We start from the raw sequence: 8,626 nt of genomic DNA on the forward strand, positions 1-8,626 counted from the left end.
TTATTGCTGCAACACAAAATGCAGCTGGTTACGCACAGCTTCCGGATCTAAATGGGTAAAAGGCAAAATTAAATCCATTTTGCCGTTTTGATCTAAATCTGCTGTGGAGGCCAGCATGCCATTAAGCGGTATAGCTTGTTTTAAACGAACACTTTTACTGCTGAATAGTTTTTCTTTGGCACTTTGATACAACTTCAGATGATCTTCATCCCCTATCAGCAACAAAGCAGGAGCCTGCTCTGACACCAGCGCTTTGAGCACAGGCAAATTCACCTGCGCGTTACCAATACTGACCTGAGCTGTGGCATCCTGACGATACACTGGTTTATCAGGGAATTTGCCGCTTTGCAGCTGAGGGAAAAATTGTAGTTCCATATTCGCGGTGCCTGCCACCAAAGCCCTTACTAAAGTACCAATACCAAATTCAGCAGCCGGGGTAAAAAAGTCCAGTTTCTTGTCATTATTTAAATCAGTAAATTCAGGTTCAGACTGAATACCTTTGGTGTTGATCCGCGCATCTGGCTCGGCCTTAAACTGCAACTTGCCTTGATCAATACTGCCGTAATGAATACGGTAGCTGTAACTTTGCTCCACTGCGTCGACAAACTGCTCCTGACGCACTATGATGTCTGCGACACTGTCGTTATTTAAATCTTTTACATCATAAAATCTGTTGATGGATAAGCCTTTGAAACTGCGGCCATCTCCACCTCGTACCTCAGCTAGCGCGTCTGGTGTTAAACCCAATCCAAGCTGGATAGTCTGAACCTCGGTAGTAAAACCCGTCTCAGTTTGCAGATACAGCAGCAGGCTATCATCTATTGCAAAGGCAATATCAGTAAGTCCATCTGCATTCCAATCCAGAAAGCGCGCTTTACGGATACTGTAATCCGGGTTTTCATCAAATAAACGCGACTTCGCATCCACTGCCAGAGAAAACTTAGTAAAACTACCGTCCTGTTGCTGCATGTAGACATGATGAGCATTAAAGTCAGGCACTATAAAATCGGATAAACCGTCATTGTTAAAGTCATAAACAAAGTCCAGTTTCAGCAATCTTTTGCTATCTACAGTGCGATACAAGGATTCGGTATTCAATAAACGTCGCCAACTGTTGTCTTGTGAGTTAAATCCGCTGATACCCTCAGTCCCCAACACTACGAGTTGCTCATTTAGTTGACCTTTGAGCTGGGCTTTATGAAAAAACTGGGCTTGTGTTGGCAGAGGTACCTGTCTGGCGCTGTTGGTCGTTAAGTCAACCCAACTAAGCCAGCGGCTATCGGAAGAATGACCTGATTGCACTAGCGCTTTAGCGCCCGGAATAAATAAGCTATCACCATTAGCCGGATGTTCCAGTTGTACCCGGACTTGCTTAAATTCTGACGCCATTAATGGTTTTATACTGATAGCGACAACGGCAACCAACGCAGCAAGATACTTCAACTTCATCATTCCCTGTGACTCCGATTTATACTATTCAGGATACTTCTACGCAAAAAGCTGCTAATCGGAGGTTTAAGGCTTAAAAAAGTTCCTGCCCGGCCTGATAACAGCGTAAAATATTGAATTATTTCCTGTTCCAACCGCAAAGCGGCTAACCCAAGAGAGTTTGTATGTCGATCAACTGGTTCCCAGGCCATATGCACAAGGCCCGTAAAGAAATTGCCGAGGTTATGCCGCAGGTCGATATCATTATCGAAATGCTGGATGCCCGCATTCCTTTTTCCAGTGAAAATCCTTTGGTGCCAGAGCTGCGCGGTGACACACCAGTCATTAAAGTGCTGAACAAAGCGGACTTAGCAGACCCTGCAGTGACTGCGTTGTGGGTTGAACGCTTTGAACAAGAAAAAGGCATTAAAGCCATTCCTATTAGTCAGCAAAACCCTGAACAAATCAAGGCTTTGTTGCAGCTTTGCAACCAGATGTTACCCGATCGGAATTTAGATATACGCGGCGCCCGCGCCATGATAATGGGTATTCCTAACGTTGGAAAATCGACCATCATCAATACATTAGCTGGTCGCACTATTGCCAAAACCGGTAATGAAGCGGGTGTGACCAAAGTGCAGCAACGTATCAAGCTGGACAACAATGTGATCCTGACTGACACCCCAGGTTTTTTATGGCCCAAGTTAAGTCCAGCCAGCTGTGGTTATCGTCTGGCAGTGACAGGAGCTATCAAAGACACGGCTTTTGACTATGCCGATATCGCAATTTTTGCTGCAGATTATTTGCTTAAAGCTTATCCGCAACAAGTCATGGCGCGTTATCAGTTAAAAGAACAGCCAGAAAATGATGTGGCCTTGCTGGATGCCTTAGGTGAACGCCGTGGCTGTATGCGTAAAGGTGGTGTGGTTGACTTACAAAAAGCAGGCTCGATTTTAATTACTGAACTTCGTGCTGGTCTGTTTGGCCCTGTCAGTCTGGAAACGCCAGACATGGTGACAGAGGAATTGCACAATGCTAAGTTAGAGGAAGCCGTCAGAGCTGCTGAAAAAGCCGAACGGGAAAAAGTCCGTCAGCAAAAAGCTAAGAAAAAATACCGTTAGCCCGGCAGGTCCGGCGACGGACCAACCAGGAAATTCTGTTATGCGTTTTTTTACTCCTTCACTCTTTAGTCTGTTATTTATCGCCAGCGGCTCTTTATCAGCCGCCCCCGTAGTGCTTCACAATATTCAGGGCTATGGCTTTGATGACAAAGGCAATATTGCCCAATTCAGCCATTTTGCGTTTGATAACCAGTCAGGCAAAGTGCTGGCTCGTGGTGATAAAAGCGCAGTCGCGGCTTATAGCAAGGCGGAACAAATAGATGGTAAAGGCCAGACTTTATTACCTGGTCTGATCGACGGCCATGGTCATGTGCTGGGTTTAGGCCAAAATTTGAATAGAGTCGATTTACGCGCCAGCAGCAGTGAAGCTCAGGCTGTGACGCAAGTGGCTGCTTTTGCCAAAGCTCACCCACAATCGCAATGGATTTTAGGCGGAGGCTGGAATCAGGTGCTCTGGCCCACCCAACAGTTTCCGGGCAAAACCCTGCTCGATGAAAGTATTAAAGATAAACCCGTTTGGTTAACGCGCGTTGATAGTCATGCAGGTTGGGCAAACAGCAAAGCCTTGCAATTAGCAGGCATCACCAAAGAAACTATTGACCCGCCTGGTGGTGAAATTATCCGGGACGCTGAAGGTAATCCAACAGGTGTTCTAATAGATAACGCTATGTTATTGCTGGAAAAGCAAATTCCACAACAATCTGAAGCCGAACGTTTAGCTGCATTAGATGCCGCTTTTGAGCACTTATTGGCTTTAGGTATTACCTCGACTCACGATGCAGGTGTGGATCAGGCGAACCTGCAAAGTTATCAGCAACTGCGTAAAGACAACAAACTGCCGCTGCGTATTTATGCCATGTTATCGGCTACGGATCCGAATTTAGCAGACTGGTTAAAAGCTGGTCCTATGCTGGATAAAGACGACATTTTTGTTGCCCGTTCAGTGAAAATTTATGGCGACGGCGCTCTGGGCAGCCGGGGTGCAGCTTTAATAGAGCCTTATTCTGACCAGCCTGGCCAAAAAGGTTTATTTGTCACCCAACCAGATAAGTTAACAGCAGTCATGAAGCTGACAGTGGACGCAGGTTTTCAGACCAACGTGCATGCGATAGGTGATTTAACCAACCGACTGGTGCTGGACAGATTCGAACAACTGGCAAGCAAAGAACAGCTGCAGCAAGGCCGTCACCGAATCGAGCATGCGCAGATTGTTTCACCTAAAGATATTCCACGTTTTGCAGAGCTACATATTCTGCCAGCGATGCAGCCAACCCACGCCACTTCAGATAAAAATATGGCTGCCGATCGCTTAGGTATAGCCCGTTTACGTGGCGCTTACGCCTGGAAAACTTTTGTTGATCAGGGCAGTCGCATAGTTGCAGGCTCAGATTATCCGGTGGAACTGGCGAACCCTTTTTACGGTATTCATGCCGCTGTGACACGGCAGGATCAGCAAAATCAACCTGTAGGTGGCTGGTTGCCAGAGCAGCGCCTGACCTTAACTCAGGCGTTAAAATCTTTTACTGTCGATGCAGCTTATGGCGCCTTTCAGGATCAAAGCATGGGCTCGTTAGCACCAGGTATGTGGGCTGATTTTATTTTGATTGACCGCGATATTTTCAAAGTAGCCCCGGAAACATTATGGCAAACCAAAGTGCAACAAACCTGGGTAGCAGGACAACAAAAATATCAGGCCTCAATGTAGGCTTCAGGTAAGAAGGTGTAACCCAAATTAATTGGAGTTGCAGCAAGGCGACAAGTAAACGAGTCCCCGGGAGCATAGGCCACTATGTGACCGGGTCGAGAGAGCGCAGTCAACGCGGCTGCGGCTTCAAGTAAGAAGGGTTTATGATTAGTCAGAAATGGTCGAAGCTTATTCGCTCCCTGCAACAAAAAAAATACCGCAAAGCAGAACAGCTGTTTTTTGTCGAAGGCGAAAAGTCAGTGCTGGAATTGCTGCATAGCGCCTGGAAAGTGCGTGCTGTGTTTGGCACTGAACAGTTTTTGCAGCAGCATCATGCTCTTTGCGCTAAAGCCGATTTGGTACAGCAATGCACTGAACATGAGTTAGTGCAGGTCGGTACTTTTAGCAGCAATAACGCCGCTCTGGCTGTGGCAGAAATTCCAGACTCCCAAGCGTTTAAAGAACAACCAGGCGATTGGGTATTGGTATTGGATCAAATCAACGACCCTGGTAATTTAGGCACTATTATCCGCGTTGCCGATTGGTATGGCATTCGTCACATTCTCTGTTCGCCTGACACAGTGGATTTATACAATCCCAAAGTAATAGCGGCGGCTAAAGGCTCATTTTTGCGTGTGCACATGTATTACCAGGAGTTATTGCCTGTTTTAGAGCAAAGCACAATGCCGGTGTATGGCGCTTATCTCGAAGGGGAGTCTGTGCATCAACTAAAGCTCAGTAAAGCGGGTGGTTATCTGGTGATGGGAAACGAAGCCAATGGTATTAGCGCTGCACTGAAGTCTGTGATCAGTCACCCTGTCACCATTCCTGCTTTTAGCGATACTGAGTCGCTGAATGTGGGTATAGCCACTGCTATTTTGTGTGACAACTTCAAGCGTCTTTCCGCCTTTTCGACGTTCTGAGTTATAGCGGATCCGTCTGTAAGCAGAGCACCGGATCCGTTACACTAAGCACAGTTTCTTTTGCTCCACAGAGGTCTTATGTTCCCTACTCTCGAAGACTATGTTGGTCAGACGCCTTTGGTGCGTTTACAGCGTATGGCCAATCACACCCAAAGCACTGTGCTGGTAAAACTCGAAGGGAATAATCCGGCGGGTTCTGTTAAAGACAGGCCAGCACTTTTTATGTTGCAACAAGCAGAAACACGCGGAGACATTAAACCAGGCGATTGCCTGATTGAAGCCACCAGCGGCAATACCGGCATAGCGCTGGCGATGGCAGCAGCCATCAAAGGCTATAAAATGAAGCTGATTATGCCGGACAATATGACAGAAGAGCGTAAAGCCTCGATGCGGGCTTATGGTGCTGAGCTGATACTGGTTAGCAAAGAGCAAGGCATGGAATATGCCCGCGATTTAGCCAAACAAATGCAGGCTGATGGTCAAGGTTTAGTTCTGGACCAGTTTAATAACAGAGATAATCCAGCGGCACACTTTACTTCTACCGGTCCAGAGATTTGGCAACAAAGTCAGGGCAAAGTCACTCACTTTATTTCCAGTATGGGCACTACAGGCACCATCATGGGGGTATCACGTTATTTAAAACAACAGAACTCTGCGATTCAAATCATAGGCCTGCAACCCAGCGAAGGTAGCAGCATTCCGGGTATTCGTCGTTGGCCAGAGGCTTATTTACCCGGCTTTTATGAAAAGCAGCGGGTTGATCAGATCATCGATATTACCGCCGATCAAGCCTTAACAACGATGCGCCAGTTGGCGCAGCAGGAAGGCATCTTTTGTGGTGTTAGTTCAGGAGGTTCTGTTTATGCAGCATTACGTCTGGCTGAGCAGCTGGATAGTGCCGTGATAGTCGCCATTATCTGCGACCGCGGTGATCGTTATTTGTCTTCAGGAATTTATTAGTGCCTTTTGAATACTTAGCTTTATTGGCGGCAGTCTGCTGGGCTGTTGGTAGTTTATTATCAGCCACCGCTTCCAGTCATTTAGGTGCTTTTGCCTTTACCCGCTGGCGCCTGGCTTGCGCAGCCAGCATGTTATGGCTCTGGGCTTTTGCCAGCGGTGGTATCAGCACTTTAGCCATGTCTCAGGTACCACTGTTAGCCATATCAGCGCTCATTGGAATTTTAATAGGCGATACCTCGTTATTTGCTTCAATGAATAGATTAGGCCCTCGTCGCGCTGGAGTGCTTTTTGCTACTCATGCGATGTTTTCAGTACTGCTGGCTTATCTGTTTTTAGGCGAATCCATTTGGGGCTGGACTTTAGTAGGTTGTGGTTTATTAAGTTCAGGGGTGATGACCGCTATAGTGCTTGGCCGCAGAGCGGAAGAGCAGCATCATTGGGAGTCAAATCAATCCCAGCTTCGCTCTGGTATAGCCTTAGGTTTAACTTCAGCAGTTTGTCAGGCTGCTTCGACTTTAATGTTGAAACCGTTGATGGAAACAAATATAGATGCGATCAGTGCCTCGGCGGTGCGGATGACAGTCGCCTTATTCGCTCATTTGCTACTGTTCTGGGCAGGATTTAAAGTGGCTCGGGTTTATTTACCTATGACGAAAAAAATATTCGCCATGGTGTTTGTGAATGCGGGACTGTCGATGGTGATTGGCATGACACTAATTTTACAGGCCTTAAAAACAGGGGATGCGGGTTTAATAGGTATGTTGTCTTCTGTCAGCCCTGTGCTGGTCGTGCCTTTATTATGGTTAGTTTATAAAAGACGCCCTGCTTTAGGAGCCTGGCTAGGTGCCAGCCTGACAGTAGCTGGCACAGTGCTGATTTTGTGGCACTAAGCCTGTTAAATCGCCTCTGGGATCTGGTTTCTATGGTAATCAATCAAGCTTAAAATCTCAGCTAAAGCACCGGCGTGGCTTGGCGTCAGAATGCCATTGTGACCAAAAATAATATCATCGGACACAGCCAATACCCAGACCGCCTGCATATTAGCGTCATCACAACTCTGAATAGTACGACGAGCCTGCACCCTGGCACGGATACGCCAACCAGAACGATTCAACTGCATCATGCAACCAGGTATAGCGTCATGCTGCGCTAAACTGCTATGCAGCAGGATTGGCGTTTCACAATTGCCTCTTGGGCACTTATCAATATCGTGAGTGATAGCCCAGGAATTACCCACCGCCTGTTCACCGTCTTTTAAGAAGTTAAAAGCTTCTTTGACTGCAAAATCGCCTTTGGACTGCAATACCACCATACTGGGCTTTTGCCTGTCGACGCTTAATAATGTGTCGAGTGGCTTATACTCTTTGGCAGTTACCGCCGGGTTGAGCAGTAAATACAAATTCGGATTGTCTTTACCTAAATCAATGGCTTTTTTTACCCGCTCTTTACTGGCGTGCAAAGCCACAGAACCACCTAGCTATGGCCAATAAAGATGTAACGTTTTAACTGGCCTTGCTCAACCACGGCATCGAGCTTGTCCAATAACTGACTGACTCCTTGTTCGCCAACCAGACGCGATACTCTTTTACGCTGGAAAATAGTAGGGAAGTCTAGCGGTTCCATCCAGCCTTCCGCTTTGTAAGATTCATCCAGCCAGAGCGGGTCGTATTTATCACCACGCCAACCCAGATAAAGACCTATCAGGTTCCGCTGAGGAGCAACTTGCTGTAACTCTTTGATATACCTTTGAAAAGCAACGAAGTTTGAATCTGTAGGTGCCGCATTCTGATGCCAGCCATGCACAAAAATCACTAACTCTGCGGTGGCAGAGTCTGGCTTTTTAATACGATCAAACAAAGCCTGCTGCTGCTTTAAGTCATGAGGCTGACCTTGGTCGTTAAATTCAACGACATGAAAATTACTGTTTGCCGTATTTTCATCTGGGAAATGGTACTGCTGATCAGGGATTGGGGTAACAAAAGTGGAGATCAGGATCAAGGTTAACAACATTAATGGTGTCAATTTCAACCATGAACGCCAGCCAAGCCGGATCATTCTGAACCAAATATATTGCACCACACGGACTAAAATCAAACCACACCCAAAACTGCTGTAAAAACGGGCTGCATTATAGCCAAATAGGGGGTTAAAAGGTAGGTGGAATTGGTTGGGTGTTGACGCATTGGTTATGAATTTGAGTGGTCAGGCGGCAGCGGACCGTCTTGTCCGGCCGCTTGCAGAGTGCCTCGACCCTGGCGGTGAACTACAGTGCTCACCCCATCCTGGGGTTCTGGGTCAGGCGACAGCGGACCGTCTTGTCCGGCCTTTCGCAGAGCTCAAGGCGTGAAACAGGCGTGACGCAAAACTATTTGCGTCCCGTTTTCCCTGTTTCACCCTGGCGACCGCCTGTGGCAATGCAAATAAAAAACCCCGCTCACTGAGCGGGGTTCTGTATTTGGGAGCCTGGCGGTGAACTACTCTCGCATGGCATCTGCCACACTACCATCGTC

At 47.2% G+C, this 8,626-nt stretch carries 8 protein-coding genes; 5 read left to right on the forward strand and 3 right to left on the reverse strand.

What is annotated here, in order from left to right; all coding sequences use genetic code 11:
• Entirely contained in the window at positions 1-1,452 is a 1,452-nt protein-coding gene (locus WH43_RS00330) for an FG-GAP repeat domain-containing protein (protein WP_053422677.1), read from the reverse strand.
• 161 nt (positions 1,453-1,613) lie between these two features.
• Between WH43_RS00330 and ylqF the strand changes: the two genes are divergently transcribed.
• From ylqF to WH43_RS00355, 5 genes are all read left to right on the forward strand, one after another.
• Complete coding sequence (ylqF, locus tag WH43_RS00335) at positions 1,614-2,549, forward strand: ribosome biogenesis GTPase YlqF (RefSeq protein ID WP_053422678.1); 936 nt, start codon at positions 1,614-1,616, stop codon at positions 2,547-2,549.
• 40 nt (positions 2,550-2,589) lie between these two features.
• The gene (locus WH43_RS00340; protein WP_053422679.1) at positions 2,590-4,254 is read left to right on the forward strand and encodes an amidohydrolase; all 1,665 of its coding nucleotides are present in this window, start codon (positions 2,590-2,592) and stop codon (positions 4,252-4,254) included.
• 143 nt (positions 4,255-4,397) lie between these two features.
• Positions 4,398-5,156, forward strand: a complete 759-nt coding sequence (locus WH43_RS00345) for a TrmH family RNA methyltransferase (protein WP_053422680.1) — start codon at positions 4,398-4,400, stop codon at positions 5,154-5,156.
• A 78-nt stretch (positions 5,157-5,234) separates the two neighbouring features.
• Positions 5,235-6,116, forward strand: coding sequence for a cysteine synthase CysM (gene cysM / locus WH43_RS00350; RefSeq protein ID WP_053422681.1), 882 nt, complete (start codon positions 5,235-5,237; stop codon positions 6,114-6,116).
• Entirely contained in the window at positions 6,116-7,006 is an 891-nt protein-coding gene (locus tag WH43_RS00355) for a DMT family transporter (protein ID WP_053422682.1), read from the forward strand. Before cysM ends, WH43_RS00355 begins: the two co-directional genes overlap by 1 nt.
• 5 nt (positions 7,007-7,011) lie before the next feature.
• Here WH43_RS00355 and WH43_RS20135 read toward each other — a convergent pair whose 3' ends face one another.
• Positions 7,012-7,581 carry a hypothetical protein gene (locus WH43_RS20135; RefSeq protein WP_053422683.1) on the reverse strand — a complete coding sequence of 190 codons (570 nt, stop codon included), beginning with the start codon at positions 7,579-7,581 and terminating at the stop codon, positions 7,012-7,014.
• Positions 7,582-7,589: 8 nt separating this feature from the next.
• Positions 7,590-8,210: a hypothetical protein gene (locus WH43_RS20140; protein ID WP_053422684.1), complete on the reverse strand. Its 621-nt coding sequence runs from the start codon at positions 8,208-8,210 to the stop codon at positions 7,590-7,592.
• Positions 8,211-8,626 lie beyond the last annotated feature (416 nt).

Origin of the sequence: Rheinheimera sp. KL1, assembly GCF_001275035.1 — a bacterium.
Lineage (GTDB): Bacteria > Pseudomonadota > Gammaproteobacteria > Enterobacterales > Alteromonadaceae > Pararheinheimera > Pararheinheimera tangshanensis.